Genomic DNA, 26,927 nt, shown 5'->3' on the forward strand with positions numbered 1-26,927 from the left:
ATTATCGCCTGAACGGTAACAAAGATTCACAGGAATGCCAGCTTATCGTCGTTCATGCCGCCGCCTAGAATTGCGCCACCTTTCCCGCTCCACCCTCTCAGGAATACGCTTGCCGTGCCGCGTCGCATCAGCAGAGAGCTTAAGACTCTCAGTGTTTGGGCTTTATCGTTAGCAATCAGCGGCTGCATCGGAACCGGAGGAATCGCGCCCCAAGGCCAGTCCCTCAACGCCAGTGACCTGGCCACCGACGAAGCGATCCAGAGCGCTGCCCAAGACGCCCACTGGCCCACCGCACAATGGTGGCAAGCCTACGGCGACCCCCAGCTCAACCGCTGGGTCGACCTCGCCACCCAACACAGCCCGAGCCTGGCCATGGCCGCCGCGCGGGTGCGTGAAGCACGGGCCATGGCCGGGATCGCCGAGGCGGCCGAGTCGTTGCAGATCAACAGCGACACCACCCTCAAGCGCCACAACTGGCCGAAGGATCAGTTCTACGGCCCCGGCGAGCTGAGCGGAGCCAACACCTGGGACAACAATGCCTCCCTGGGCCTGAGCTACGCCCTCGACCTGTGGGGCCGCGAAAGCAACACCACCGAACGTGCCGTCGACTTGGCGCACATGAGCGCCGCCGAAGCGCGCCAGGCCCAGCTCGAATTGCAGAACAACGTGGTGCGCGCCTATATCCAGCTGTCGTTGCAGTACGCCAATCGCGATATCGTCGCGGCCACCTTGGCGCAACAGCAGCAGATTCTCGACCTGGCCAACAAACGCCTGAACGCCGGGATCGGCACCCACTTTGATGTCAGCCAGGCCGAAACGCCGTTGCCGGAAACCCATCGCCAACTGGACGCCCTGGACGAAGAGATCGCCCTGAGCCGCAACCAACTCGCAGCGCTGGCGGGCAAGGGGCCGGGGGAGGGCGCGACATTGCAACGCCCGACCCTGTCCCTCGCCGCGCCCCTGAAACTGCCGTCGCGACTGCCTGCGCAATTGCTCGGCCAACGCCCGGACGTGGTCGCCAGCCGCTGGCAAGTTGCGGCCCAGGCCCGTGGCATCGATGTGGCCCACGCCGGTTTCTACCCCAACGTCGACTTGGTCGGCAGCCTCGGCTACGTGGCCACCGGCGGCGGCATGCTGGAGTTCCTGGCCGGCAAGAAATTCAACTACAGCGTCGGTCCTGCGATCACCTTGCCGATCTTCGACGGCGGGCGCCTGCGCGCAGAGCTGGGCGAAGCCAGCGCCGGTTATGACATCGCTGTCGCCAAGTACAACCAGACCCTGGTCAACGCGCTCAAGGGCATCAGCGACCAGTTGATCCGCCGCGAATCCATGGATAAGCAATCCGCCTTCGCCGCGCAATCGGTGGCCTCGGCGCAGAAGACCTACGACATCGCGATGATCGCCTACCAGCGCGGCCTTACCGACTACCTCAATGTGCTGAATGCGCAGACGTTGCTGTTCCATCAGCAGCAGATCGAGCAACAGGTCCAGGCCGCGCGCCTGAGTGCCCACGCTGAATTGGTCACGGCCCTGGGCGGCGGCCTCGGTGCCGGCAACGATGTGCCTCAAGACGCCAAGACCCTTCCGAGCAAGACCCCGGCGGCGCTTGCCGCGTTCGATCACTGAGTAGGATTTGATGACGCCCTTGCCTGCACCGCTGCGCTGGCTGTATGCCCTTGAGTGGCGCCGTGGTTTTTTCGACTGGGCACGCAGTGATGGCGTGACCTGGGTGTATATCTTCAAGGTGCTGGTCGCCGCGTTCCTCACGCTGTGGTTGGCCATGCGCCTGGAGCTGCCGCAACCGCGCACGGCGATGATCACCGTGTTTATCGTGATGCAGCCCCAGAGCGGCCAGGTGTTTGCCAAGAGCTTCTATCGCTTCCTCGGCACCCTGGCGGGGTCGGCGGTGATGGTGCTGTTGATCGCCTTGTTTGCGCAGAACACGGAGCTGTTTCTCGGCGCGCTGGCGATCTGGGTGGGCATCTGCACGGCGGGCGCGACGCGCAATCGCAACTTCCGCGCCTACGGCTTTGTGTTGGCCGGCTACACGGCGGCGATGGTCGGCCTGCCGGCCCTGGCGCATCCGGATGGGGCCTTTATGGCGGCGGTTTGGCGAGTGCTGGAAATTTCCCTGGGGATTCTGTGTTCCACTCTGGTCAGCGCCGCGATCCTGCCGCAAACCTCCAGCGCCGCCATGCGCAACGCCTTGTACCAGCGCTTTGGCGTGTTCGCGCTGTTCGTCACCGATGGCCTGCGTGGGCGCAGCCAGCGCGAAGGTTTCGAGGCCAGCAATGTGCGTTTCATCGCCGAAGCGGTGGGCCTGGAAGGGCTGCGCAGTGTCACGGTGTTCGAAGACCCACATATGCGTCGACGCAACGGCCGGCTCAGCCGCCTCAACAGCGAGTTCATGAGCATCACCACGCGCTTCAATGCCTTGCACCAGTTGCTTGAACGGCTGCGCACGGACGAAGCGGACCATGTGGTGGCGGCGATCAAGCCCGGCCTGCAAGACCTTGCCGACGTGCTCGATGGTTTCTCCGCTCGCGCGCTCACCAGCCCTGATGCCGCAAGGTTGGTGGCGCAATTGAGCGCCTACAAGGACGGCTTGCCCGCCAAGGTCCGCAGCCTGCGTGCGGCGTTCCAGGGGGGGGAGCCTACCGAAGCCGAACAACTGGACTTCCACACCGCCTACGAGCTGCTTTACCGCTTTGTCGATGACCTGCACAACTACGCGCAAACCCACGCGTCCCTTGCCGATCACAGCCATGCGCGCGAGCAGTGGGACGAAACCTTTATCCCTAAGACCAACTGGCTGGCCTGCGCCGCCTCGGGCATCCGTGCGTCGTTCATCCTGATCGTGCTCGGCAGTTACTGGGTGGCCACCGCCTGGCCCAGCGGCGCCACCATGACCTTGATCGCCGCCGCCACGGTCGGCCTGTCCGCCGCCACGCCCAACCCCAAGCGCATGGCGTTCCAGATGGCCTGCGGCACGTTGATCGGCGCGTTGGTGGGGTTTGTCGAAATGTTCTTCGTGTTCCCCTGGATCGACGGTTTCCCGCTGTTGTGCGTGATGCTTGCGCCGGTGATCATCTTTGGCGCATTCCTCGCTTCGCGCCCGCAATACGCGGGTGTCGGCGTGGGGCTGCTGATCTTCTTCAGCACCGGCTCGGTGCCGGACAACCTGACGGTCTACAACCCCTACACCTTCATCAACGACTACATCGCCATGGTCATCGGCATGCTGGTGTGCGCGGCGGCGGGGGCGATCATTTTGCCGCCCAACAGCCGCTGGCTATGGCGCCGGTTGGAGCAGGACCTGCGCGAGCAAGTGGTGTACGCGATCAGTGGCAAGCTCAAGGGCCTGGCCTCAAGTTTCGAAAGCCGTACCCGTGACCTGCTGCACCAGGCCTATGGCCTCGCCGTCGGCCAGCCGCAAGTGCAACGCGACCTGCTGCGCTGGATGTTCGTGGTGCTGGAGGTCGGCCACGCGATCATCGAGTTGCGCAAGGAACAGGCGATTTTGCCGGTGCACCCGGCGTACGCGGAGTCCCAGCCGTGGCGCCAGGCGATCCGCGTGATGGGCCGCTCGCTGGTGCGGCTGTTCCTGCAACCCAGCGCGAGCAACCTGGAGCGCGGCCTGATCGCCGTCGACCACGCTATCAGCCGCGTGCAGGCCACCGACGAGCCTTTTGCCCCGCACTTCGATACCTCGGCCCTGCGTCGGGTGAAGAGCTACCTGCACTTTATCCGCACTTCGCTTTTGGACCCGCAATCGCCGCTGGCCGCCCTTAAAGGATCCCCGCATGCCCCGTGAAATCGCCTTCCATGGCGTGTACATGCCAACCATGACCCTGATGTTCCTGATCGCGGCCGTGTTGGCCTGGGCGCTTGATCGCTTCCTGGCCGGGTTCGACCTGTACCGTTTTTTCTGGCACCCGGCGTTGCTGCGCCTGAGCCTGTTCGTTTGCCTGTTCGGCGCCCTGGCGCTGACCGTCTACCGTTGAGAATGCCCCGATGAAAAAGTTTTTCAGCCTGCTCGCGACCTTGCTGGTACTGGCCTTGGCGATCTGGATTGGCCGCACGTTGTGGGTGCACTACATGCAAACCCCGTGGACCCGCGACGGGCGTGTGCGCGCCGATATCATCAACGTCGCCGCCGACGTCACCGGCGAAGTGGTCGACGTGCCGGTGCGTGACAACCAACTGGTAAAAAAGGGCGACCTGTTGATGCAGATCGACCCCGAGCACTACCGCATTGCGGTCAAGCAGGCGCAATCGCTGGTGGCGTCGCGCAAAGCCACCTGGGAGATGCGCAAGGTCAACGCCCATCGCCGGGCTGACCTCGATGCGCTGGTGATCTCCAAGGAAAACCGCGACGACGCCAGCAACATCGCCGACTCGGCACTGGCCGATTACCAACACGCGCTGGCGCAACTGGAAGCAGCCGAACTCAATTTGAAACGCACGCAGGTGGTGGCGGCGGTGGATGGTTATGTCACCAATCTGAACGTGCATCGCGGTGACTACGCCCGCATCGGCGAAGCCAAAATGGCTGTGGTGGATATGAACTCGTTCTGGGTTTATGGCTTCTTCGAAGAAACCAAGCTGCCCCATGTGAAAGTTGGCGATAAAGCCGATATGCAATTGATGAGCGGCGAGACCTTGAAGGGTCATGTGGAAAGCATCTCGCGCGGCATTTACGACCGCGACAACCCCGAAAGCCGCGAACTGATTGCCGATGTGAACCCGACCTTCAACTGGGTGCGCCTGGCCCAGCGGGTGCCGGTGCGGATTCATATCGATGAGGTGCCGGAAGGGGTGTTGTTGGCGGCGGGCATCACCTGCACCGTCATCGTCAACCCATAACCCTGTGGAGCCGGCTTGCCGGCGATGGGGCCCTTGAGGCTTGCGCAACATGACAGGTCGCTATCGCCGGCCAGCCGGCGCCTACTGCTTGACCGCGTTATGCCTTGATGAACGTTTCGTGCAGGTGGCGCCACAGCAGCGCGCCGCTGGCCTGCTTCTCGAACACTACCGTGGCGCGGCGATCGGTCTGGGTGCCGCTGGCATCGATCTGATGCTCGCGATAGGTCACCGTTGCGCCGCGCGCATGCCGGTCAATCCCGGTCATTTCACTCAAGGTGATCTTCAACCCCGGGCGCATGCCGCCCAGACGCGTGAATAAAGCATTGACCCCAGCCGCATTCACCCTGGTGCCAGTGGCGGGGGCGACCATGCTGAACTCAGGCGAGAAACGCGCGAGCAAGCTCTCCAGGGTGCCTTGCGGCGCAACGCCGGCAAACCACTGTTCGATCTCGACGTGGGTCTGGATCACTTCTTCAAAAAAATCGCTGTAGTCGATCATGGGTGAGGCTCGCTGGCAGGGTGAAGCAATGTGCGGACTCTGGAAGTGTCCAGGCGCAGCACTGCAAAAAAAGGCAGCAGGGTCAGGCCAGCCGCCATCGTGAAGGTTATGGCGAAAGAATCCAAGGCCGACAACAGCGCACTCAGTGCGGCCGCGCCGAGACAGAAACTCACCTGTCGGTTGATGTTCCACAAGGCACTGGCGTGGCCCATGCGTTCGGCAGGGGTGTCGAGAAACGCCAGGGTCTGCGCAGTACTGCTGCACAGGCTGCCGCCCAACCCCATTAACAGATAGGCCGGCACAATCAGGGTCGGTACGTTGAGCAACAGAATGCCGACGCATTGCAAGGCCATGCCGGCCAACAGCAATGGCTTCGGCCCGCAGCGATTGAACAGCTTCTTGCTGAGGTAAATCGCCAGGGCTGAAGCCAGCGCCCACGGCAGCATCAATGCGCCAGTCTGTGTGGCGTCATAGCCGAGCCCGCGCAGGTAGAGGATGGCAATGAGGCTGGTGCCGATGAATACGCCAGGGATACACAGGTAAATCAGCATCGTGGTGCGCAGCATCGGGCTGCGGGCCTGTTGGAAAATACTGCCCACGTCCAAGGCAGGTCGGGCATTCGTGGGCCTGTCAGGTTTTATCCACAGCAGGGCCAGCAGCAGCGTGATCAACGCCAAGGGCAAGTTGGCGTAGAAGATCCAGCGCCAAGACACGCTGTCGACAATCAACCCGCCCAATGCAGGGGACAGCGCCGGCACGAGTAACGCCACCGACATCACCCGCGCCGTCAGTTGGCTGCGCTCAGCGGGCGGAAAATACCGATAGGCCATCGCCTGGCCCACGGGAATCAGCAAGCCACCGCCCACCCCTTGCAGGCCGCGCCAACCGATCAGCGCTTCAATCGAACTCGCCTGGCCCACCAGTAAGGAGGCGCCGGCGAACAACAGCAAGCTGGCGGCAATCAAGCCGCGTTCACCCACCATCGCTGCCAGCCACACGCTGAACGGAATGATCACGGTGAGGCCAAGCATGTAGGCATTGCTGATCCACGCCAGTTGCGTGACCGAGGCCTGCAGTTCGCGAGCGATATCCGGGTAGGCAACCGTGGCGACAAACATGTTCACCAGGTCCAGGGCAAAGCCCAGCAAAAAGATCCAGGCGACTTTCGAGCGGTAGGTCATGGGTGCGGTCCGGCGAGTGAGGCGGGCAGGGTAGGCCGCACACAATGTTTTGGATACGCCGGTTTGCCTGCTAGTTTGTCAAAAATATTTTGACAAAAGGGGCGCGCAGCAAATGGTCAGCCTGGACCGATTCGACACCTTCAAGGCCGTGGTCGAGGCCGGCTCGCTCACCGCGGCCGCCGACCTGCTGGGCCAGACCCGTGCCGTCGTCAGCTTCAACCTCAAGCGCCTGGAAGCTGAACTGGGCGTCACCTTGTTGATCCGCAACACCCGCCAACTGGCGCTCACCGATGCCGGTGAGCGCTTCTACCTGCGTTGCACGCGGATGCTCGAAGAGGCGCGATTGGCGGTAGAAGAAGCGCGTTCTGAGCATGCCCAGCTCAAAGGGACATTGCGCATTACCACCACGATCGAGTACGCGTTGGCCAAGGTTGCACCGGCGGTCGAAGCCTTCCGCCGCCTGCATCCAGACCTGCACATACACTTATCCACATCCTCTACTCACGCGGACCTGATCTCCGAGCGTTTTGACGTGGCAATTCGCTTGGGGCGCTTGCTGGATTCAAATCATCGCGCGGTGCAACTGTCCACGTTCGAGGTGTTCGCCGTGGCGGCACCCGCGTTTGCCGCGACGGACTCACTGGACGCGTTGGAGCAGCTCCCCAAGCTGGGGCACGGTCGTTTGACGGAACTGAGTGTGACCGACCCTCAAGGCGGCGAGCATCAATACCGCCCCGGCCCAACGGCGCTCATGGCCGACAGCGCGGCAGTGCTCCAGGCCTTTGCCATCCGCGGGCATGGCGTGGCGGTGTTGCCGCAATGGTTGGTACAGGACGACCTGGACGCGGGACGGTTGGTGCGCCTGTTGCCGGATCATCGCTTCGCCCCACAAGGAATCTACGCACTGTATCCGGACACCCGGCATTTGCCGCTGAAGGTGCGGGCGTTTATTGATTTTTTGAAGGATTAGAGCGAACCGCCCAGCCCGAAGCGTTTCTTCAATACCGTCTCCAACAACCCTTTGGGCAACAACGCCGCCATCAACGGCAATGCCCGGCTGCCATTGCCCGAGCGCAACAGCCGAGGCGGGTGTGGCTGTTGCACGGCCTTCAGCACGTGCGCTGCAAACACGTTGGCCGGGGTTGGTTTGTCCTGGGAGGCCTGGCTGCGTGCGCGGATGCCCTCGCGCAACGGCCACCACGGCGATTGCTCGTTGATCAGCAGCTCTGCCTGGGCGCCTGCGTTTTTCGCGAAACTCGTATCGATGGCGCCGGGTTGCACTTCCATGACCCGCACGCCAAAGGGTGCCAGTTCCATACGCAGTGCATCGCTCAAAGCGTGCACGGCCGCTTTTGATGCGCAGTAGGCGCCGGCAAAGGGTGTCACCAGCACACCGGACACACTGCCGATATTCACCACCAGGCCTTTGCCGCGCCGCAATGCAGGGAACAGCGCCTGCGTCACACCGACGAGGGAGAACACATTGGTTTCGAACTGGCGCTGCATCGCCTCGGTGCCGCCGTCAAGCAAGGGGCCCATGGCACCGTAGCCGGCATTATTGACCAGCACGTCCAGCTCGCCCCATTGCTCGGCCAAGTGTTTCAAGGCGGCACTGTCGTTGACGTCCAGCTGCACCGCATTGAAACCGGCGGCGCGGAGGGCAGCGACATCTTCTTCCCGCCGGGCGCTGGCCCACACGTCATAGCCGGCGGATTTGAACGCATCTGCCAGGGCGCGGCCGATGCCGCTGGAACAGCCGGTGATGAGTACGTTGGGCATGGGGCAGTCCTTCGGGCAGGTGGGTCGGTGGGCTTGGACGCGTCCGATTATAGCCAGCCAAGGGAGCATTGCCGTACAACCAGGCACTTAAGCTTCATTCTTAGAGGCTTGCAGATACGCCTGTATGAGGTTTGTCAGTCCGAAAAGCTGCCCTGCAGGTGCTCGGCACGAAATTCCAGGGTTTGCGGGCGATAGCCAGGGCGCAAAGGCGGGGTGGGCAGGCAATCGTCCCATGTGGCGCCGGCCTGCAGCTCGCCAGGGCCGCGATAGCGCGGGGCGGCGTAGACGTTGTCGGCCAGGTTGACCGAGTCGCCCGGTGCATAGGCGGCGACGCGCCAGCGCAGTTCGGTCAGTGGTACGTCGTTGCCATTGTTGAGGGTCAGCTTGAGCGGTCGGTCGGCGGGGCATTCTTGCGGGGTGAAGGTGATGCGCAGTTCCAGGTGTGCCAGCTGCGAGGCTTCGCGGCTGTCCAGCCACACCACCCAGATCGCCACGCAGCCCAGGCCGACAGCGGCAGCGAGGGAAACCGGCAGCGCCTTGGCGGGGTAGCGCAGTAGCAGGATCAGCCAGGTGATGATCAGGAGAACGCCGAAGAACATGGTGACAGTCTCGGATACGGATAAGACATCCTACCTGCGGCATGGCATTGATGACTATTGGCGGTAGGACTTTTTGATTGGAGGGAACCGGTTCGCTCATTTCTCCCACAGAGCCGTTATAGGGAAATGCAGATTATCCAGGAGGGTAATAAAAATGTTCTGTTATGTGAGAAAAAACCATGAATGCTTCAGCCCTAACTGCGCCGGTCACTGCATCCCCAGTTGCGTCAGCCTTGACCTCTCTCATCGCTCCTCAGTCCGCGCCAACGCCTACCAACGCTGGAACTGCCGACCTAAGTGCAGAGAAAGACGTTGATGTGAAGCCCCGCATGCAACATCAAAAGCTGACCAGCCTGGGACAAACGGTTCTGCGAGGTGCCGGTGCGCTTTTCCCCACAGCGCTGCATAACAATGAGAACAAGGAGAAAGCGCCGGGAGCCGGTTTTATAGGGGGCGGAGCCCAAAAGGAGAAAGCGACGGGAGCGGGTTTGATGGTGGGCGGAGCCGCCGCGCAAGGCCTTGGGAAAAAGCTTGGTTCAAGTGGCGGAATAGCCGCAAAAGCCTTTGGTGCGGGCTTGGTCTACTTGGGCAAGGCTGCTCAAGAAGTGGGTAAGGCGCAATATGATAACTCGGGTAGCACCACTGGCAGTACTGGCAATTACAACGCCTATTCCCCTAAGAACTGGAAGGGGCCGTCACAGGCTTAGGTCGTCGCGGAAATGAAAAAAGCCCCCACCCAACCCACTGCGGATAGGGGACGCAATGGGCTGGGCGAGGGCTTCTTGTACGACTGTTTTATTGCGCGATAGTTTTCACCGACACGCCACGTTCAACCGGCGTCGAGCGACCGTAGATATCTTCAAAGCGCTCGATGTCGTCTTCACCCAGGTAGCTGCCCGATTGCACTTCGATGATCTCCAACGGGATCTTGCCCGGGTTGCGCAGGCGATGCACCGAAGCGATCGGGATGTAGGTGGACTGGTTCTCAGTGAGCAGGAACACGTTCTCGTCACAAGTCACTTCGGCAGTACCGCTGACCACGATCCAGTGTTCGGCACGGTGGTGGTGCATCTGCAGCGACAGGCACGCGCCCGGCTTGACCGAGATGTGCTTGACCTGGAAACGCCCGCCCATGTCCACCGAGTCGTAGGAGCCCCACGGACGATAGACTTCGCAGTGGTTCTGGGTTTCGCTGCGGCCCTGGTCGTTCAGGGTGTTGACCATCTGCTTGACGCCCTGGACCTTGTCCTTGTGGGCAATCATCATCGCGTCCTTGGTTTCCACCACCACGATGTTATCCAGGCCGATCACCGACACCAGTTTGCCGTTGCCATGGATCATGCAGTTGCGGCTGTCCTGGATCACCACGTCGCCTTTGCTCACGTTGCCGTGCACGTCTTTGTCGTTGACGGCCCACAGCGATGCCCAGCAACCCACGTCGCTCCAGCCGGCACTCAGCGGCACCACACAGGCGCGCTGGGTTTTTTCCATCACGGCGTAGTCGATGGAATTGTCCGGGCAGCAGGCGAAGGTGGCTTCGTCGAAGGTCACGGTGTCGGCGGTCTGTTCGCTGCGCTCAAGCGTCAGCAGGCAGGTGTCGTAGATGTCCGGATCGTGCTTTTTCAGCTCTTCGAGGAAACGGCTGGCGCGGAACAGGAACATGCCGCTGTTCCAGAAGTAACCGCCGCTTTTGACGAACTCGATGGCGCGTTTTTCATTGGGTTTTTCCACGAACTGCTCGACGCGGCTCACACCCTCGGGCAGCAGCGAGTCGTTGGTGGACTTGATGTAGCCATAACCGGTTTCCGGACGGGTAGCCGGTACACCGAACAGCACCATCTCGCCACGCTCGGCGGCCACGGTGGCCAGTGCCAGGGCACGCTGTAGGGCTTTCTGGTCGTCGATCACGTGGTCGGCCGGCAGCACCAGCATCAACTCGTCGCGGCCTTCATTGACCAGCATCATCGCGGTGAGGGCCACGGCCGGCGCGGTGTTGCGGCCGAACGGCTCCATCAGGATGCGCTGGCTTTCCAGCTTGCGGGCGGCCAGTTGCTCGTTGACGATAAAGCGGTGGTCCTTGTTGCAGACCACGATTGGAGCGTCCATACCTTCAAACACCAGGCGTTCCAGGGTTTGCTGGAACAGCGTGTGTTCGCCGGTCAGGGCCAGGAATTGTTTAGGGAACTGTTTACGGGAAAGCGGCCAAAGACGTGAGCCGCTACCACCGGAAAGGATGACTGGAATCATGGGTGTTTCTCCTTGAATCGATTTGGGTCAGAGCTACGAAGGTTTGTCGTTTCACTCTTGTTTTTGTCTCGGTCCGACCGGACTCCTCGGTCCCTGTGGGAGCCGGGCTGGCCCGCGATGCAGACGACTCGGTTGGTCAGGGACACCGAGGTGATGCCATCGCAGGCAAGCCAGCTCCCACAGGGGAGCGGAGCCAGGTCGAAAATCTAATCAGCGGGTCGACACAGGGCGTTTCACCCACACTGGCGACAGGCTCGAACCGGAACCGGTGACGTAGAGCACCGCTGCCTCACCACGCTCCAGGGCCACTGGCTTCACATCGCCGACTTTCTTGTCGCCGTCATACAGCGCCAGGCTCACCTTCACCGGGTTGATCTCACGCTCGCCACGACCTTTGGCGGCAACGGCCTTGACCACATCGGTCTTGCCGTCAGCGGTTTTCAGGGTCAGGGCCTTGTCGCTGAGGTTCTGCACGCGCACCAGGGATTTCTGCTTGTTCTTGAACGGTGGCTCTTCGATCAGCTGTGGCTGGCCGCTGCCGCTGTTGACCAAGGTGTAGTAGTGGTCAGGTGCGAGTTTGACCGGCACCGTCTGGCTGCCGACCTTGGCGCTGTAGTCACCGCCGGGCATGAAGCTGAAGTCGCTGCTGGCCAGTGGGGCCACATCGCTCAGGTTGGTCGCACCAACGGTGGCGCTGACTTCCTGGTTGCTGGCGTTGTAGATCCGCACGAAGCTTGAGCCTTTTGGCGCGGTTGGGCCGTAGAGGGCGGCGTCGCCACCGGCGAAGGCGGACATCGATACGAAGCTCAGGCCGGCCGCGATAGCCAGGGTTTTAGCGAGACGACGAGGAGTTGTAGTGAAAGTCATGTGAATTACCTCTCTTTCAGTTTTGCGCCCGGTCGGGCGTCTCGGATTTTTCGTGTTTAATCGGGGTGTTCAGTGCCATGTTCTGTTGGCGCGAACCGGCTTGTTTAAGCTGCGCAACCCATGCGGGGTCGGCATCACCGATTTCGTTGTTTATGGGCAGATAACGTTCAGGAAACTCCCAGATCAGCACCTGTGGCGGGCTGTTCTTGAAGTCATCGCTTTTCAGGTAGCTGAGCATCGGCAGGATCGGGCCGTGGCCGTCTTCGGCGTAGCTGACCACGTCGCTGCCCAAGGCTTGCTTGAGGGCACCGACGAAGTTCCAGTTGGGGTTGGCGCTGTAGCTGGTGCCTACCAGGGCCACTGGGGTTTCGCTGTCGCTGAACAGGGCGTCGTCGTCTTTGGTTTCGGCCAGGTGCGTGACGCGTTTTTCCAGCGGCTCTTTAGGCGGCATCAGGTTTTCGAACAGCGGGTCCAGCGGCAGGAACAGGCGCAGGTCGCCTTTGTGCGGTTCGGTCTTCTCGGCCTCGGTGACGAAGCGTTGCGGCTCACCGCTCAGCGGGGTCTTGTCGGCAATGGTCTTGGCCAACTGCTTGGCGGCGATTTCAGCGCCGTCCGGGGTCCAGTGGGTGTCGGTGCGCAGGAACACTTGCTTGCCGCCGAGCTTGGCCTGTTGCAGCGGGCCGAGCAGGTCCGGGGCGATGATCTTGTCGGCAGCCACACGGGCGTGGAAGTCCTGGTACAGGTTGGCGTGGATGCTGGCCGGTTTCACTTCACCCAAATGTTCCGGGTAGAGGCGCACCTTGGCCGGCACGATTGCCATCACCAGTTGAATGCCCTGGGCCTTGAGTTTCTGGCGCACGCCTTCGACCAGCGCGTAGTTGCCTTGCAGGTTCTGGTCTTCATTGACGGCGGGGTTGAACTCCTCGTCGCTGTACAACCAGTGATCGCGGCCCAGCACTACGCCGGGGCGGCCTTCATTGAACAGCTTGTAGTCCAGCGCCGCCCACAGGTTGGTACCGATGCGCTTGATCGGGAACTGGTCGTCGTAGTGCGTCTCGACGGCCTTGGTCCAGCGGCCGTTGAGCACGGTGGCGTCGGCATTGGTGCTGAAGCCAAAGAAACTGCGCAGCGACCAGGCGCCGAGCGCCAGCAGCACCACCAGGAACAGGCCGATATAGAGGACGCGCAATGATCGTGTCATGGTCGGCTCCCTCAGAATTGGAAGTAAAGGAACGGCGAGAAACTCTGCGCCGACAGTTTGAGAATCGACGCCACGAACAGCAGCAGCACCGCAGCGCGCATGGCGTAGCGTGGCCAGTCAGCGGTCCAGTAGGCCGGTTGCACAGCGGCATCCTGGCCAACGGTGAAGCCTGGCTCGTGGATGTTGCCGGGGTTGTCGCCCGGTACGGCCTTGATCAGGCTCGGGTCGGCAGGCTTGGCTTTTTCCGCAGGGCGATTGGTGTAGAAATCGCGCAGGCCGAAGAACGCCAGCGTTGCATACGCCACCACCAGGGTTGCCACTTGCAGGCCGGTGAGGTTGGCGCGGTTGAGTTCCGACAGCGACCACTCGCCAAAGCTGAACATCGCACCGTACATACGGCCGGCGACGTGCAGGTTCTCGGCGCGGAAGATCACCCAGCCCATCACCACCAGCAGGAAGGTGAAGGCCCAACGCACCGGGTTGAAGCTGCGCGGCGAGGTGTTGAGGCCGATGGCTTTTTCAATCGCCAGCCACATGCCGTGCCACGCACCCCACACGATGTAGGTGATGTTCGCACCGTGCCACAGGCCACCGAGCAGCATGGTCAGGAACAGGTTGCGGTAGGTGGTCAGCGTGCCTTTGCGGTTGCCGCCCAGAGTGATGTACAGGTAGTCACGCAGCCAGGTGGAGAGGCTGATGTGCCAGCGCCGCCAGAACTCGGTGATCGACTGGCTGATGTAGGGCTGTTTGAAGTTTTCCATGAAGCGGAAACCCATCATCAAGCCCAGGCCGATGGCCATGTCGCTGTAGCCGGAGAAGTCGAAGTACAGCTGCGCGGTATAGGCCAGCGCACCGAGCCAGGCATCGCCGGTGGTGGGGTTTTGCAGGGCGAAGCAATGGTCGGCCACCACCGCCAGCGTGTCGGCGATAAAGACTTTCTTGATGAAACCCTGCATGAACCGCGTGCAGCCCTCGGAGAATTTGTCGAGGGTGTGGGTGCGGTTGTTGAACTGGTCGGCCAGGTCGCGAAAACGCAACACCGGGCCGGCGATCAGGTGCGGGAAGATCGCCACGAACGCCGCAAAGTCGATGAGGTTGCGGGTTGCTGGGGTATCACCGCGGTACACGTCGATGATGTAGCTGATGGACTCGAAGATGTAGAACGAGATCCCGATCGGCAACAGCACGTGGGTGAGGATAAAGGGCTCCAGGCCCGCCGACTTCATCATCACGTTGATGCTGTCGACGCCGAAGTTGGCGTACTTGAAGTAGCCGAGGATGCACAGGTCGACCGCCACGCCGAGCAACAGCCAGCGTTGGGCCGGCTTGGTGCGCACACCGGCTGCCCCGACCTTGAGGCCGATCCAGTAGTTCCACAGCGTCACGGCGGCGAACAGCGCCAGGAAGTCCACTCGCCACCAGGCGTAGAACACATAGCTGGCAATCAGCAGCAGCAGGTTGCGATAGCGTTGCCCGCTCAAGTAGTACAAGCCGAGAAAGATCGGCAAGAACAGAAACAGGAACACATTGGACGAGAAAACCATCCCGATCTCTCCATGTTTAACCAACAGTCAAGGGCCAGAGCCCCCCCAAACCCCCCCATCAAATCCGGGAGGGTGTACATGTTTCAGTGTGGGAGCTGGCTTGCCTGCGATAGCGGTGTGTCAGTCGACATCCATGTAGGATGTCAGATAGCTATCGCGGGCAAGCCCGCTCCCCCAGGTTCAGGAACCTTTATTGCCCTTTTCATGCGTCGGGTCGTAGACCTTGGTCAGGTCGCCCCCGAGGCGGAAAGTCTTGAACGGTTGCATCCCGTGCTTGCGCTCGATCACATCCGGGGCGCAGGTGTAGAGGGTGCAGAACGGTTCGAGCCAGGCAAACTTCATGTCTTCCTTCAGGTCTTTCATGTCCTGCTCTTTGCCGTTCTTCTGCTCGAAGATCTCCGGGTCTTTCACCCCGGCGAGCACTTTGTCACCCAAGCGTTTGAGTGCGCCGTTGTTTTCCTGGCGCAGGTCCACACCGTTGACCAGGGCAAAACTGGCGATCATCGACAGCGGCGGCAGCGCGTAGTTGTGGTACGACAAGGCGCGTTGCTGACGCTTCAGTTCGTTCGGCAGGAAGCCCTGGTCATCGACCTGGTTCGCGCCGACCTTGTATTCCTTCACGGCCCAATCAAACAGGTCGCGACGGTTGGTGGCGATGGACGTTGCCATCACCGACCAGGCGGCCCAGTAGGAGTGGTTGTTGGTTTTTTCCAGCGGCAGGTTGTCCCAGTCGCTCACCACCTGATCGGCCAGTTTGTTGAACCAGGCTTCGATCAGTTGCGCTTCCTGCTGGTGGTTGGCCAGCGGGTGCGACTCGGAGAACTTCAGGCGCACATAGGCCGACGCCATGCTGCCCAGCGCCCATTTGCGCATGGACTTGCCGGTGTGGTTGAAGTCCTTGGACATCAACGCATCCGCCTTGGCCCAGCTGGTCAGCCAGTTGAGCGTGCATTCCAATTGCTCCGGACGACCGTCGCGCATGAACTGCATCACACGCTTGCTGGTGTCTTTTTCCAGCTTGGTGATGTCGGCGGTGCTGTCGCGAAAGGCTTTTTCGGATTGCACATTCAGCGTGGAACGGGCCTTGTCCGAACCTTCGTACTTGCTGCGAAATTGCAGCGAGCCGGTGTACGGCGCCGGCATGGCGTCGCAGTCATTCTTGAAGTCGCCGGTCTTGAACGCTTCCACCGGGGCGAAGTAGCCCTGGGGTGGACGCAGTGGCGCGGCGGCGTTGACTGAGCCGGCGAACATCGCCAGGCCCAGCAGCGTTGGAATCAATATGTTCTGCATAGGTAACCTCATTGCGCACTTACTTCACGGCAGCGAAGCAGTCTTCTGACCGCCGCTAGGGAATACGTTGCGTGTGCAAATTTTCGCTTCGACTTTCTGCGCGGCAGCGCCCGCTTCCGGACCCTGCACTTCCACGGCCAGCAAGTTCTGCGAGGCCCAGTCTTCATCGGTGCGCAGTTCAAAGGCGAAACGCCCGTCTGTATCGGATGTTTCGGGTTTCTCGATCTTGATGTCCTCGTGGCGCCCGTTCATGTACCAGAGGGTGGCTTGCAGGGTTTTCACCGACGGGTCGGCGAAGCGGATATCAACCTGGTGATTGGCGTTACGCAGGTCTTTGTTCGAACTGTTAACCAGCAATTCGTTCTTGCCGGGTTTCAAGGTGGTGCTGGCTGTCATCTGCGCGGTCTTGCCTTCGCAGCCGTTGTCGAGCAGCGACATCATCTGGCGATAGATGGTCTCCTGGTCGAGGCGGTACAGCGGCGAGAACTCCCAGATCAGGATCTTTGGCGGGGTCTTCTGGAATTCATCGCTGCCCAGGTACTGGATCATCGAGCCTTCGAGGCCACCGCCGGGGAAGGCGACGTTGAGGATGTCAGCACCGATTTCCTGTTCCAGGAAGCCGGCGAAGTTGTAGTTCTTGCCGCTGTGGCTGGTACCCACCAGGGTGATCTGCGGGTTGCCCGAATCGCCGAACAGGTCGCCGTCGCCCGCTTCGCCCTTGGGCTCGGTGGTGAACTGGTCCATGTACTGGATCGCGTAGCTGGTGCCGCACAGCTGGCCGGCCATGTTGTGCAGGGTGCCGGTCTTACCCATGCGCCCGGAGCGCTTGGTTTCGAATTCGCGCTTGGGAATATCGGCGAACTCAGGCATGGCACGCACTTTGGCACCGACGATTTTTGCGGTGCGCTGGGCGCCGTACGGCGTCCAGTGTTGGTCGCCACGGAAGTAGAAATCGTGGGCCGGCAGTTCATCCGGAAGCTGTTCGTTGGTCAGCGGCGACAGGTCCGGCACTACGTAACCCATCTTGGCGAAACGCCCGAGCATGGTTTTGTAGTTACCCAGCGCCTTGTCAAAGTCGAACTTGGCCTTCTCTTCCGGGTTGAGCTTGTTGCGATTCACCAGGCCACGGGTCGGCTGGTAGACCACCACCAGTTCAACACCCTTGGCCTTGAACGCATCGTGCAACTGCTGCATGCGTTTGTAGCCGGACGGGGTGGTGTCGAACTCGGTACGCAGGTCTTCCTGGGTACGGAACAGCCAGTCGCCCTGGGCTTGCACCAGGGTGGTGAAGTTCTGCTGGTAGCGTGTGGTGTAGTTCTTTGCATCGTGGGCGGCCGGGCACAGGCTGCAGCACGGCTCGGCGGTGAAGGTCGGTGCCTTGACTTCGTCGGCGCGTACGCCTTGGCTGGCCGCGAGCAGGCCGAGGGTCAGACCCGAGAGGCTCAGCAGTTTGATCATGTGTGGGTGCATAAGGGTCATCCTCAGTCCTGCAATTCGGTCTGGCGTTCGACAGGGTCGATCAGCACGGCTTTCTGCTGGCGTACCAGCAGGTCGAGAATCTCTTCCTGGCGATCGCCCAGCACGCCGTTGAAGCTGATGCCGCTGGACTTGGTCGGCGCCAGCATCGACACGCGGTACAGCTCAACGCTCAATGGCGAGTCGATGGACAGCGGGCCACTCCCGTTACCCGCCAGTTCACCGCCGACCACGATCAGCGAGACCTTGGCGTCGAACGGGTCGAGGGCGATGTCACGGTCGGTGTCGGTCAAGTCCTTGATGTGGCCGTACAAACCCGTCAGGCCGTTGGCCATCGAGGTGTTCTCGTACAACTTGATGTTCACGCTGTTACGCACGCGGATACCGTGGCGACGGTTGGCAATCACCTTGTTGCCCCACAGCAGGTTGTCACCGCTCTCATAGAGCGTGATGCCGTCGGTGTGGTTACGGTAGAACTCGTTGTCAGCCACGATGTTGTTGACGCTGTTACGGTCGAGCACCAGGCCCGAGAGCTTGTTGTCGTAGCTGCGGTTGTTGAAGATGAAGCTGTCGTTCACTTCACGGGAAATGATGATGCCGTGCTTCTTCTTGGTGCCGTAGACGGTGTTGTCCGCGATGATCAGGCCGTGGGAACGGTCGTGGGGGTCAATGCCGTAGACGATGTTGTCCTTGTAGGTATTGCCCTTGATCACGAAGTTCGTGGTCTCGTAGCAGTAGAAGCCGTACCACATGTCCGAGAACTCGGAGTCGATGATCCAACCGGTCGGCTCGGGACGCTTGAGCACCTTGGCCATGTTCGGCGTGTACTGGGAAATACTCACCCCGTACGACTTACTGTTGGCGTAGCCGAAGCTGGCCATCTTGGTCTTGGAGATGTAAGTCTCGGTGCCGCCCCAGGCCAGCAGGAACGGGCGAAACTCCTTGGGCGACTTGAACAGCGCCGGGCCGTTGGCCTTTTCGCTCCAGCCGGTGACTTTGGTGTCACGCACGAACAACTGGCCGTCGTTGATCAGGAACGAACCGGCTTCCTGGGACAGACGCAGCTCCTGGGTCTTTTTGTCGATTTCCAGGATGCCCTTGCGCCCGACCACGATCGGCAGCTTGGCGAGGAACACGCCCGGCGAGGTCTCGCTCAGGTACTGCTTGGGCACCTTGCCCAGCAAGTCCTTGAGGTTCATGTAGCCGTCGTCGACAAAGATCGCCTGGGGAATACCATGCTGGCGCACCACCCATTCGGCCATCTTGTTGTCACCGCCGATGAAGTCCTTGAGGGCGTCTTCCTGCATCATGCGGCGGATGCTGATCTTGCCCGGCTTGGCGCGCACGATCTTCTTTTCCATCGCCGCGTCGGTGTAGCCCGACAGGTCCGGCAGGGCCGGCTTGGCCATTTCCAGCTGCGCGGTCGGCGGGCTGGAGATGGTGTAGGTCTTGGCCTGTTGCAGCTCTTTGGCGATGGTCGGCGCTTTAGCCTGCGGCGCGACATCGGCCAGGGCAGCGCCGCTTGCCAGCAGCATCGCTGCCGCCAGCAGGGCCGAGCCTTTGAGGGCTTGAGGGTTCATTGCGCAGGCTCCCATCAGAACTTCCAAATCACGTCGACAAACGCGCGATGCATGTACGAGTCAACCTGGGAGCCATAGGCATCGCCCGGCTTGAACACGCCTGCACGGAAACGCACCAGGGCCGACGGCTCGTCGATCGATTGGCTGAGCGCAGCCGGCAACAGGCCGGTCTTGAAGTACTTGGTGACCACCAGGTCCATCTCCTGGCCCAGGTCCTTCTTGCCGTCTTCAAGCGGCAGGGAAGTGCTGGACAGGATCGCGCCGGTCACGTCGTCGGTGTTGTTCTGCACGGCGTCGATACCGTTGCTGCCCACCGGCTTGTTGCCGTCGACACGCCAGAACTTGTGGTACACCAGGCTGGCGTCGTAGTCCTCGCGCAGCTGCCAGGAACCGAACAGGCTCATGGACTGCATGTTGTTCATTTCGCCACGGAAGGCTTCACCGAAGCGATGCACGCGGGACTGGGTGCCGGTCCAGTTCGAACGGTTGCTTTGCAGGCCGTTCTGCTCGTACTCGGCGCTGGCGCGTGAGTAGGCCGCGCCCACTTGCCACTGCGGGTCAAGGCGCAGGCGCACGCCGAGGTCAGTGGCCCAGCCACTGACATCGTCGCTGCGCTTGGCGTTGGTCGGGCGAGTGCCGTCGGCGTTCAGGGCATTGACCGAATCACGGTCGCCGCGCATGCCGGTGACGCTGGCCCAGTAGTTGACGGTGTTGGTGTTGCGCCAGTTGTAGGCGTCGCTGTTGGCTTCGATACCGAGCCAGCTCAGGTCGCCGTTTTCGCGCTTGTCCAACGAGTCGGTCGGTACGCCGGGTTCCGGGTAGTCGAGCTTGCCGTTGTCATGGGTGTGGTGACCGCGCAGGCCGATCCACTGGCCTGGCGTCCACTGGTAGGCGGCGTCGGCATAGAGGTGCTGGCGGTCCTTGTCCTTGGGCGACAGCTCCTTGAGGTCGGTGCGGTACTCGCTGAAACGTTCGGCGACGCCGACATTGGCCTTGAGCAGGGTGGTGTCGAAGGTCCAGTTCAGCGCTTCGATGTTGGTGTCGCGCCATTGGCCGTCGTCATTGCGCAGGCGCTGGCGGCCCAGCTTGAGGATCTCGCCAGGGTAGGGCGTGAAGCCGCTGTAGCCGACCCAGAATTCGCGCATGGCCAAGTAGTTTTTCTTGGCCTTGCGGTCGTTGTTGGTGGTCTGCTGGTTTTCGTCGTCGGCCGACTGTTGCAGGGTGTCGGTCTCGATGATGTCGCTCGATACCACCGCCTGGCCCATGGCGTAGGCGCTCCAGTTGCCGCTTTCACCGTAGATCCACGGGCGCAGGTCGAGGCCGATACCGTTGACGTCGCCGCCTTTCTGCGTGCCGAGGTCGCGGTCATCTTCGGACTGCGCGGTGGCTTTGACTTCCAGGCCGAAGTTCTTGGCTTCGGTCAGCGCGGCCAGGGTCGGGCACGACCACAGCAGGGCGAAGGTCAGGCCGATACCGGCCTTGACGAATGGGTTGAGCTTCATAGGGATTCCTCGCCGTCTTCTTCTTCCAGGGCGTGCAGTTGCAGCGTGCTCTGGGCCAGGGTGCCGCGGGCGGCCAGTTCCTGTTGCACCAGGCGTTGGCCTTGGGCGCGTTGCTCCGGAGTGAGCGGGGTTTCGAGCTGCGTGGCCAAGTCATTGGCCTCTGGCGTGTCCTGGGCTTTAGCCAATTGGCTGAAGACATAGGCATTCAACGGGTCGGGCTTGGTGCCCTTGCCTTGGGAAAACAACTGGGCGATGGCGAAATCGGCGCTGTTCTGGCCGTTGCGTGCAGCGGTCAGCAAGTGGTCCAGGGCTTTTTGCGGGTAGACCTTGCCCAGGTAGCCACGGCGATAGATCTGGCCGAGGTAGTAATCGGCGGCCACTTCCTTGCCCACGGCTTTTTCGAAGTGGGCTTCAGCGGCCTTGGCGTCGGCCGGCACCCATTTGCCTTCGTAGTAGAGCTTGCCCAGCAACAGCTCGGCGCGCGGTTGGTCGGCGGCGCGGCCGTTGTCCAGGTACTTCATCATCTGGTCGACGTCGCCCAGTTCGGGGAAGTCGTAGAGCAGTTGCGCCAGGCTGACCCACGATGCCGGGTAGCCAGGTGCGATTTTTTCCAGCAGGGCCTGGGCGGTTTTTTCATCCGTCTTGCCCAGCGAAGCGTCGCCCAGCACGCGTGCCACGCTATCAACACGTTGTGCGGTAACGGTGCCACGGCTGTAGCCGGCTTCCATCTGCTTGAGCAGCTCGGCCTGTTTCTCTGGCTCGGCTTTTTTCTGGTAGACCGTGGCCAGCTCGACGTAGCAGATATCGGTGGTGTTCAGCGCGGCTTTACAGATGCGCTCCACATCATCCAGATGCTGGTCGTAGGTGTCCTGGGTGCGATACAGCAGCACTTGGGCCAGGCCGGCTTCCGGATAACCGGCGGCCTGCCACTTGCTGATCTGCTGCTGGGCATTCACGTTCGGGAAGCTGTGCGGGTATTGCAGGTACAGCATCGCCAGCGGGATCAGGGTGTTGCCTTCGCCATTGGCAAAGGCTTTTTTCAGCAGGCCTTCGGCTTCATGGTGTTCGGCTTCGGTGCTGCCAGGCTTGGCCACCAGCAGGCGACCAAGACGGGCCTGGGCGCGTGGCGAGGTGTCCGCCGCCGCACGGTAGGTGGCTTCAGCCTGTTTGATTTGCGCCGGATCGCGGGTGCCTACCTGGATGTCGGCCAGGCCCACCTGGGCCTCGCTGTAACCCAGGTCTGCCAGCTGCTGGTAATTCTGCTGCGCGGTGACGGTGTCGCCACGTTTCAAAGCTTCGTTAGCCAGGCGTTGGTCGGGCAGGCCGGCGCAACCGGCCAGGCTGACCGCAACAGCTAGCAACGCTACAGTTCCCATGTGGGAGCGGGCTTGCTCGCGAAGGGGCCCTGTCAGTTGATGCATGTGTTGGCTGACACACTGCTTTCGCGAGCAAGCCCGCTCCCACAGGGATTGTGGTGTTTTTGAGAGAGTCATCACAGGCATCTCCTCGCTTACAGACCGTGAGCCATGGCTTTATCGATCAGCCAGTTCAGGGACGGGCCACGGTCGCTGGTCACTTCCACCGGACGACCGGCGTAGGTGCTGTCCAGCGGTGCGTCAGGCTTGATCTGCACGCGGATATCGGAGGACAGGTCGGCGCTGTTCAGGCTGGTGCTGCTGACGATGGTGCCGGTGCGGATCTGTTCTTCGTCGGCCACCTGGAAGGTCACCGGTGTACCTGGGCGAACGTCGGCGAACTGGCGGTAGGTAAAGCGTGCTTCAACGTTGGCCAGGCTGCCGCGTGGTACCAGTTGGAAGATCACGTCGCCTTTGTTGGCGTACTGACCGTCGGCGACCATTTGCTGGGCCACCACGCAATCGCAGGGCGACGTCAGGGTGCCGGTCATTTGCTTGCCGAACAGCTCTTCAACCTTGGCCGGTTGCAGTTGGTCTTCGTCCAGGTGGCCCTTGAGCACATCGAGCATGCTGGTGCTGAAGGTCGCCAGTGGCGCGCCTTTGGCAGCGATCCCGTCACCCTTGAGCAGGCTTTGCACAGTGCCGTCGCGCGGCATGGTCACGTTCATGCCCGGTACGCTGACCAGGCCTGCCTGGGCGTGGCTGACGAAGTACATGCCGTACACCGACTTGAAGACAAAACCGAACGCCGCGAGGCCGACCAGGAAGATCGCCAGGCTGAACGTCACGGCGCGCAGGCGGCCGAAGGCGCTCATGTTGCTGCCGCCGTCCTTGACCTTGCGCGCCTTGGTGAAGTTGTCGCGTTGCAGGGTCGCCAGCACGTCGCCCATGGTCACGATGTCACCGGACAGGTGCGAGGTGATCAGGTGGCGCAGGGTGGAAATATCCTGCTGTTCCAGGTTCTGGAACTGGCAACCGGTGCGACCTGTCTGGCGGTCGTAGGAGCGGATCTGCAGTTCCACGTCCATGGCCAGGCCGAGGTTGTCGATGACGAACTGCAGGCGACCCTTGTGCACTTCACCCACGGTCAATGGCTGGGTGGCGGTGAACGCCAGGCCGCCGGCGGACAGGTCGATCACCCGTGCTTCGGTCTGGGTACGGTCGGTGTTGAAGAAGCGCAGCTTGGCCGGGATTTTTACGCGGGCATGTTGGCGCTGGGCTTCGGATTCGTGGACAACATTGGCATTTACTTGGCTGTTCATCAGGGCAATTTCCTAGAGTTAATTCAGGCTTGGCAGGGTCAGACCATCATCAGCAACACGGCAACGAAGATGCTGCCGGCTGAGAAGGTCATGGTCCGAGACGACCAGGTGTTGAACCAACGTTGAAAGCTGGCCAAATCGCGGGTCAGTTTGGTGTCCTGGCGGGTCCAGGACTGTTGATCAAGGCGGAAGAACACGTAGATCTTCACCAGCGCGCCCATGATCTGGTTGTAATAGAGAATCACCGGGTACGCCGGGCCGATCTTGTGACCGGAGCACGACAGCAGCAGGGTCAGAATCAGGCGGGTGATGCCGATCCACAGCAGGTACGCGAGGATGAACGCGCCGCCGTACTTGAAGGTGGCGATGATTGCCACGGTCAGGCCGAGCAGGGAGGTCCACATCGATACGCGCTGGTCGAACAACACGATGCTGGTGAACAGGCCCAACCGACGCATACCCAGGCCCAGGGCACGGGAGTTCTGGCGCAGGTTGTTGCCGTACCAGCGGAACATCAGCTTGCGGCTGGCCTTGATGAAGCTCTTTTCCGGCGGGTGTTCCACGGTGTGGATCGCCGCGTCCGGCACGTAGAAGGTGTCGTAGCCCAGGCGCATCAGGCTGAACCAACTGGACTTGTCGTCACCGGTGAGAAACTTGAAGCGGCCCAGGCGCCAGTGTTGCAGCGAGTCGCTTTCCACGTCGGCGATAAAGCCCGGGTCGGTCACCACGTTGGCGCGGAACACCGACATGCGACCGGTCATGGTCAGTACGCGCTTGGACAGGGCCATGGAGCACATGTTGATGTGGCGCTGGGCGAAGCGCAGCTTGTGCCACTCGCTCATGATGTAGCCGCCGCGCACTTCGCAGAACTCGTTGGTGGTCAGGCCGCCGACATTGCCGAACAGCTGGAACCACGGCACGGTCTTGCGTACCACGCCTTCGGCGAGCACGGTGTCGCCATCGATCACCGCAACCACCGCGCGTTCATCCGGCAGGTGGCGGGAGATGGCGCGGAAACCGAAGGCCAGGCCGTCGCGCTTGCCGGTACCGGCGATACGCACGAAATCGAGCTTCACATGCTCCGGCGGATTCATGCGTTCCCACAGGCTTTTCACCAGCAGCTCATCGGACATTTCCACCAGCGAGCAGACCACGGTGGTGGGGAAGCCGCATTCGATGGCTTCACGGATCACCGAGCTGTACACCTGCGCAGTGGTCAGCGCGTCGATACGGAAGCTGGTGACCATCAGGAACACATGGGACGGGTCGGCGGCCTTGCCCAGCTTGCGCACTTTACGGCGCAGGTGCGGGTAGACCACGTACAGGAACAGCATGCCGCGAAAGAAATGCGTAGCACCCATCGAGTAGCGCCAGATACCGACGGCGCCAATCAGGAAAATAAAATTCTTCGACTCGGAGTCGAACGTACTCGCCGGCAAAAGCAGGGCGAGTCCCATCAGCAGGCTCAGAAAGAACAGCCAGCCGGCGGATTGGAGCAGTACGTGTTTTAACTTGGACATAAGCGTCATCCGAAGGTGATGAAAGCGGCAAGTTGCAAGCCGCAAGCTGCAAGTGGAAGTGCGTTTACTTGCAGCTTGCGGCTCGAAACTTGCCGCTGCTCTTCTGTTACCAGCAAATGCCTTCGGTACGACCGCTCGTGCTGGTGGCCTTGGACATGAAGCCCACCAGGTCGATCACTTGCTTGCCGTGTGGTGCGTTCTGCGCCAGGGCACGGAACTTCTCATCGCGGTTGCCCAGGATGATCACGTCGGAGTTGTTGATCACGTCGTCGAAGTCCGAGTTGAGCAGGGACGACACGTGCGGGATCTTGCCTTCGATGTAGTCTTTGTTCGCGCCGTGGACACGGGCGTACTCGACGTTGCTGTCGTAGATGCTCAGGTCGTAGCCCTTGCCGATCAGCATTTCGGCCAGCTCGACCAGCGGGCTTTCGCGCAGGTCATCGGTGCCGGCCTTGAAGCTCAGGCCCAGCAGTGCGACTTTGCGTTTGTCGTGGCTGGAGACGATGTCGAAGGCGTTCTGTACCTGGGACTCGTTGCTGCGCATCAGCGAGTTGAGCAGCGGCGCTTCCACGTCCAGGGAGCTGGCGCGGTAGGTGAGGGCGCGCACGTCTTTAGGCAGGCACGAACCACCGAAGGCGAAGCCTGGGCGCATGTAGTACTGGGACAGGTTGAGGGTCTTGTCCTGGCAGACCACTTCCATCACTTCGCGACCGTCGACGCCGACGGCCTTGGCAATGTTGCCGATCTCGTTGGCGAAGGTCACTTTGGTGGCGTGCCACACGTTGCAGGTGTACTTGATCATCTCGGCAACGGCGATGTCCTTGCGGATGATCGGTGCGTCGAGTTCTTCGTACAGCGACTGCAGGACATCGCCTGAGGCTTTGTCGAACTCGCCGATGACGGTCATCGGTGGCAGGTCGTAGTCGGCGATGGCGGTGGATTCACGCAGGAATTCCGGGTTGACTGCAACGCCGAAGTCGACGCCGGCTTTTTTGCCGGAGCAGTCTTCGAGGATCGGGATGACCACGTTGGCCACAGTGCCCGGCAGTACGGTGCTGCGCACAACCACGGTGTGGCGGGTGGCTTTGTCACGCAGGACCAGACCGATTTCGCGGCATACCGCTTCGATGTAGTCCAGCTCCAGATCGCCGTTTTTCTTGCTTGGCGTACCGACGCAAATCATCGACAGGTCGGTATCGCGGATGGCTTCGGCGAAGTTGGTGGTGCCACGCAGTCGGCCAGTTTCGATACCCTGGCTCAACAGCTCGCCCAGACCTGGTTCAACGATTGGCGATTTGCCCGCATTGATCAGGTCAATCTTGTCCTTGGAGATGTCTACGCCAACCACTTCGTGGCCGCGGGCAGACAGGCAACCGGCACATACTGCGCCAACGTAACCGAGACCAAATATGCTGATGCGCATCGCATTTACCTCTTTGTCATTCAAGACTGTGTTAATCATGCCAATTAATGGCCGGAGTTCATGTTTGCAAGCGTCACTGATGCCACGGAAGTTGAGCGAATAGACGCCGACTTACCGCGTACAGGCATGTTAAATAGTGAGTGAATAACTATTGCACTCAAGTTGTGCGCAACTTGGCCTTGTTATTGGGGCTTGCCCTGAAATGCAGCCAGCCTTCCTGGGAGAAGGGCTCGGCGCCAGTGCCGCATGGCTTTGATAGGGGGCTTTAAGCCTTAAATATCAATGCCTTGGGTTGTCTCACTGACCCATTAGGGTAAGCACAGCCTTGGCCTTATAGTTCGTGGCAATTGATCCTTATCGCCGCTCTCAACTAATCGGTTGGTAATGTGACCACTGAGTCAAAGTTAATGTGACAACTTCGCTACTTCCGTTGGTCTGCCGTGTAAGTCATCTCCTACAGAAACAGAGAATTTCGTTACCGGTGGTATGAGCGGTGCTTTAGGACGAAGTTCCAGCCCACTCATCCTGTTTCCTGAAATTTCTTGAAATATTGGCAAAGATGGCACTGGTACTATATTGATAGCACTTGCTATTTGGGCCAGTAGTTATAGGGAGTTGGCACGCTGGGATAGTTTTGTGCCACTAGTGTTTTAAAAAAGTGGTGCCACTACGAAAA

At 61.1% G+C, this 26,927-nt stretch carries 22 protein-coding genes; 6 read left to right on the forward strand and 16 right to left on the reverse strand.

The window, feature by feature from the left end; genetic code table 11:
• The first annotated feature begins 114 nt into the window (after positions 1-114).
• The 4 genes from KUA23_RS05050 to KUA23_RS05065 are packed head-to-tail and all read left to right on the forward strand — an operon-like array spanning position 115 to position 4,866.
• Positions 115-1,626, forward strand: a complete 1,512-nt coding sequence (locus KUA23_RS05050; protein WP_099494080.1) for an efflux transporter outer membrane subunit — start codon at positions 115-117, stop codon at positions 1,624-1,626.
• 10 nt (positions 1,627-1,636) lie between these two features.
• Positions 1,637-3,814: an FUSC family protein gene (locus tag KUA23_RS05055; protein WP_346356376.1), complete on the forward strand. Its 2,178-nt coding sequence runs from the start codon at positions 1,637-1,639 to the stop codon at positions 3,812-3,814.
• Positions 3,804-4,004, forward strand: coding sequence for a DUF1656 domain-containing protein (locus KUA23_RS05060; protein ID WP_012722318.1), 201 nt, complete (start codon positions 3,804-3,806; stop codon positions 4,002-4,004). Before KUA23_RS05055 ends, KUA23_RS05060 begins: the two co-directional genes overlap by 11 nt.
• Before the next feature lie 10 nt (positions 4,005-4,014).
• On the forward strand, positions 4,015-4,866 hold the full coding sequence (locus KUA23_RS05065; RefSeq protein ID WP_252993527.1) for an efflux RND transporter periplasmic adaptor subunit: 852 nt from the start codon (positions 4,015-4,017) through the stop codon (positions 4,864-4,866).
• A gap of 97 nt (positions 4,867-4,963) precedes the next feature.
• On the opposite strand, the gene KUA23_RS05070 is transcribed toward KUA23_RS05065, so the two are convergent.
• Positions 4,964-5,365 carry a DUF4440 domain-containing protein gene (locus KUA23_RS05070; protein ID WP_078046981.1) on the reverse strand — a complete coding sequence of 134 codons (402 nt, stop codon included), beginning with the start codon at positions 5,363-5,365 and terminating at the stop codon, positions 4,964-4,966.
• On the reverse strand, positions 5,362-6,546 hold the full coding sequence (locus KUA23_RS05075; RefSeq protein WP_252993528.1) for an MFS transporter: 1,185 nt from the start codon (positions 6,544-6,546) through the stop codon (positions 5,362-5,364). The genes KUA23_RS05070 and KUA23_RS05075 overlap by 4 nt, the downstream gene beginning before the upstream one ends.
• Positions 6,547-6,658: 112 nt before the next feature.
• Between KUA23_RS05075 and KUA23_RS05080 the strand changes: the two genes are divergently transcribed.
• The gene (locus KUA23_RS05080) at positions 6,659-7,516 is read left to right on the forward strand and encodes a LysR family transcriptional regulator (RefSeq protein ID WP_100491457.1); all 858 of its coding nucleotides are present in this window, start codon (positions 6,659-6,661) and stop codon (positions 7,514-7,516) included.
• Here KUA23_RS05080 and KUA23_RS05085 read toward each other — a convergent pair.
• Both KUA23_RS05085 and KUA23_RS05090 read right to left on the reverse strand, forming a co-directional pair.
• The gene (locus KUA23_RS05085; RefSeq protein WP_078046984.1) at positions 7,513-8,325 is read right to left on the reverse strand and encodes an SDR family oxidoreductase; all 813 of its coding nucleotides are present in this window, start codon (positions 8,323-8,325) and stop codon (positions 7,513-7,515) included. The genes KUA23_RS05080 and KUA23_RS05085 overlap by 4 nt on opposite strands.
• 134 nt (positions 8,326-8,459) lie before the next feature.
• Positions 8,460-8,924 carry a multidrug transporter gene (locus tag KUA23_RS05090; RefSeq protein ID WP_252993529.1) on the reverse strand — a complete coding sequence of 155 codons (465 nt, stop codon included), beginning with the start codon at positions 8,922-8,924 and terminating at the stop codon, positions 8,460-8,462.
• 329 nt (positions 8,925-9,253) lie between these two features.
• On the opposite strand from KUA23_RS05090, the gene KUA23_RS05095 reads away from it, so the two are divergent.
• Positions 9,254-9,631, forward strand: a complete 378-nt coding sequence (locus tag KUA23_RS05095) for a hypothetical protein (protein WP_252993530.1) — start codon at positions 9,254-9,256, stop codon at positions 9,629-9,631.
• 88 nt (positions 9,632-9,719) lie between these two features.
• Here the strand turns inward: KUA23_RS05095 and KUA23_RS05100 are convergent, their stop codons facing one another.
• The 12 genes from KUA23_RS05100 to KUA23_RS05155 form a co-directional block, all read right to left on the reverse strand.
• Positions 9,720-11,171, reverse strand: coding sequence for a mannose-1-phosphate guanylyltransferase/mannose-6-phosphate isomerase (locus tag KUA23_RS05100; RefSeq protein ID WP_078046987.1), 1,452 nt, complete (start codon positions 11,169-11,171; stop codon positions 9,720-9,722).
• 210 nt (positions 11,172-11,381) lie between these two features.
• A complete protein-coding gene (locus tag KUA23_RS05105) occupies positions 11,382-12,038 on the reverse strand; it encodes an alginate O-acetyltransferase AlgF (RefSeq protein ID WP_033899560.1) in 657 nt (218 codons plus the stop codon).
• Between the two features lie 16 nt (positions 12,039-12,054).
• A complete protein-coding gene (locus tag KUA23_RS05110; RefSeq protein WP_252993531.1) occupies positions 12,055-13,239 on the reverse strand; it encodes an alginate O-acetyltransferase in 1,185 nt (394 codons plus the stop codon).
• Positions 13,240-13,250: 11 nt separating this feature from the next.
• Entirely contained in the window at positions 13,251-14,783 is a 1,533-nt protein-coding gene (locus KUA23_RS05115; protein WP_252993532.1) for an MBOAT family O-acyltransferase, read from the reverse strand.
• Between the two features lie 180 nt (positions 14,784-14,963).
• Positions 14,964-16,073: a mannuronate-specific alginate lyase gene (locus KUA23_RS05120; protein ID WP_252993533.1), complete on the reverse strand. Its 1,110-nt coding sequence runs from the start codon at positions 16,071-16,073 to the stop codon at positions 14,964-14,966.
• 24 nt (positions 16,074-16,097) lie between these two features.
• Positions 16,098-17,543 carry an alginate O-acetyltransferase gene (locus tag KUA23_RS05125; protein ID WP_078050870.1) on the reverse strand — a complete coding sequence of 482 codons (1,446 nt, stop codon included), beginning with the start codon at positions 17,541-17,543 and terminating at the stop codon, positions 16,098-16,100.
• 11 nt (positions 17,544-17,554) lie between these two features.
• Positions 17,555-19,144 (reverse strand): mannuronan 5-epimerase AlgG, encoded by a 1,590-nt coding sequence (gene algG, locus KUA23_RS05130; RefSeq protein ID WP_252993534.1) that lies wholly within the window; start codon positions 19,142-19,144, stop codon positions 17,555-17,557.
• Positions 19,144-20,631, reverse strand: a complete 1,488-nt coding sequence (locus KUA23_RS05135) for an alginate export family protein (RefSeq protein ID WP_078046991.1) — start codon at positions 20,629-20,631, stop codon at positions 19,144-19,146. Before KUA23_RS05135 ends, algG begins: the two co-directional genes overlap by 1 nt.
• Positions 20,628-22,052 carry an alginate biosynthesis TPR repeat lipoprotein AlgK gene (gene algK / locus KUA23_RS05140; protein WP_371857037.1) on the reverse strand — a complete coding sequence of 475 codons (1,425 nt, stop codon included), beginning with the start codon at positions 22,050-22,052 and terminating at the stop codon, positions 20,628-20,630. Before algK ends, KUA23_RS05135 begins: the two co-directional genes overlap by 4 nt.
• Positions 22,053-22,141: 89 nt before the next feature.
• Positions 22,142-23,308, reverse strand: a complete 1,167-nt coding sequence (locus tag KUA23_RS05145) for an alginate biosynthesis protein Alg44 (RefSeq protein WP_078046993.1) — start codon at positions 23,306-23,308, stop codon at positions 22,142-22,144.
• Between the two features lie 38 nt (positions 23,309-23,346).
• Entirely contained in the window at positions 23,347-24,828 is a 1,482-nt protein-coding gene (gene alg8 / locus KUA23_RS05150; protein ID WP_034102288.1) for a mannuronan synthase, read from the reverse strand.
• Positions 24,829-24,934: 106 nt separating this feature from the next.
• Positions 24,935-26,251 carry a nucleotide sugar dehydrogenase gene (locus KUA23_RS05155; protein ID WP_078046994.1) on the reverse strand — a complete coding sequence of 439 codons (1,317 nt, stop codon included), beginning with the start codon at positions 26,249-26,251 and terminating at the stop codon, positions 24,935-24,937.
• Positions 26,252-26,927 lie beyond the last annotated feature (676 nt).

The organism is Pseudomonas pergaminensis, from assembly GCF_024112395.2.
In the GTDB taxonomy this organism is placed as follows: Bacteria; Pseudomonadota; Gammaproteobacteria; order Pseudomonadales; family Pseudomonadaceae; genus Aquipseudomonas; species Aquipseudomonas pergaminensis.

What these genes read in the sequence shown, in the direction of transcription:
- KUA23_RS05135 (WP_078046991.1), bottom strand. Translation starts at nt 20,631, where the DNA reads ATGAAGCTCAACCCATTCGTCAAGGCCGGTATCGGCCTGACCTTCGCC.
- KUA23_RS05155 (WP_078046994.1), bottom strand. Translation starts at nt 26,251, where the DNA reads ATGCGCATCAGCATATTTGGTCTCGGTTACGTTGGCGCAGTATGTGCC.
- KUA23_RS05060 (WP_012722318.1), top strand. Translation starts at nt 3,804, where the DNA reads ATGCCCCGTGAAATCGCCTTCCATGGCGTGTACATGCCAACCATGACC.
- alg8 (WP_034102288.1), bottom strand. Translation starts at nt 24,828, where the DNA reads ATGTCCAAGTTAAAACACGTACTGCTCCAATCCGCCGGCTGGCTGTTC.
- KUA23_RS05095 (WP_252993530.1), top strand. Translation starts at nt 9,254, where the DNA reads ATGCAACATCAAAAGCTGACCAGCCTGGGACAAACGGTTCTGCGAGGT.
- KUA23_RS05065 (WP_252993527.1), top strand. Translation starts at nt 4,015, where the DNA reads ATGAAAAAGTTTTTCAGCCTGCTCGCGACCTTGCTGGTACTGGCCTTG.
- KUA23_RS05090 (WP_252993529.1), bottom strand. Translation starts at nt 8,924, where the DNA reads ATGTTCTTCGGCGTTCTCCTGATCATCACCTGGCTGATCCTGCTACTG.
- KUA23_RS05145 (WP_078046993.1), bottom strand. Translation starts at nt 23,308, where the DNA reads ATGAACAGCCAAGTAAATGCCAATGTTGTCCACGAATCCGAAGCCCAG.
- KUA23_RS05110 (WP_252993531.1), bottom strand. Translation starts at nt 13,239, where the DNA reads ATGACACGATCATTGCGCGTCCTCTATATCGGCCTGTTCCTGGTGGTG.
- KUA23_RS05120 (WP_252993533.1), bottom strand. Translation starts at nt 16,073, where the DNA reads ATGCAGAACATATTGATTCCAACGCTGCTGGGCCTGGCGATGTTCGCC.
- algK (WP_371857037.1), bottom strand. Translation starts at nt 22,052, where the DNA reads ATGCATCAACTGACAGGGCCCCTTCGCGAGCAAGCCCGCTCCCACATG.
- KUA23_RS05080 (WP_100491457.1), top strand. Translation starts at nt 6,659, where the DNA reads ATGGTCAGCCTGGACCGATTCGACACCTTCAAGGCCGTGGTCGAGGCC.
- KUA23_RS05125 (WP_078050870.1), bottom strand. Translation starts at nt 17,543, where the DNA reads ATGCACCCACACATGATCAAACTGCTGAGCCTCTCGGGTCTGACCCTC.
- KUA23_RS05070 (WP_078046981.1), bottom strand. Translation starts at nt 5,365, where the DNA reads ATGATCGACTACAGCGATTTTTTTGAAGAAGTGATCCAGACCCACGTC.
- algG (WP_252993534.1), bottom strand. Translation starts at nt 19,144, where the DNA reads ATGGGAGCCTGCGCAATGAACCCTCAAGCCCTCAAAGGCTCGGCCCTG.
- KUA23_RS05100 (WP_078046987.1), bottom strand. Translation starts at nt 11,171, where the DNA reads ATGATTCCAGTCATCCTTTCCGGTGGTAGCGGCTCACGTCTTTGGCCG.
- KUA23_RS05115 (WP_252993532.1), bottom strand. Translation starts at nt 14,783, where the DNA reads ATGGTTTTCTCGTCCAATGTGTTCCTGTTTCTGTTCTTGCCGATCTTT.
- KUA23_RS05105 (WP_033899560.1), bottom strand. Translation starts at nt 12,038, where the DNA reads ATGACTTTCACTACAACTCCTCGTCGTCTCGCTAAAACCCTGGCTATC.
- KUA23_RS05075 (WP_252993528.1), bottom strand. Translation starts at nt 6,546, where the DNA reads ATGACCTACCGCTCGAAAGTCGCCTGGATCTTTTTGCTGGGCTTTGCC.
- KUA23_RS05055 (WP_346356376.1), top strand. Translation starts at nt 1,637, where the DNA reads ATGACGCCCTTGCCTGCACCGCTGCGCTGGCTGTATGCCCTTGAGTGG.
- KUA23_RS05085 (WP_078046984.1), bottom strand. Translation starts at nt 8,325, where the DNA reads ATGCCCAACGTACTCATCACCGGCTGTTCCAGCGGCATCGGCCGCGCC.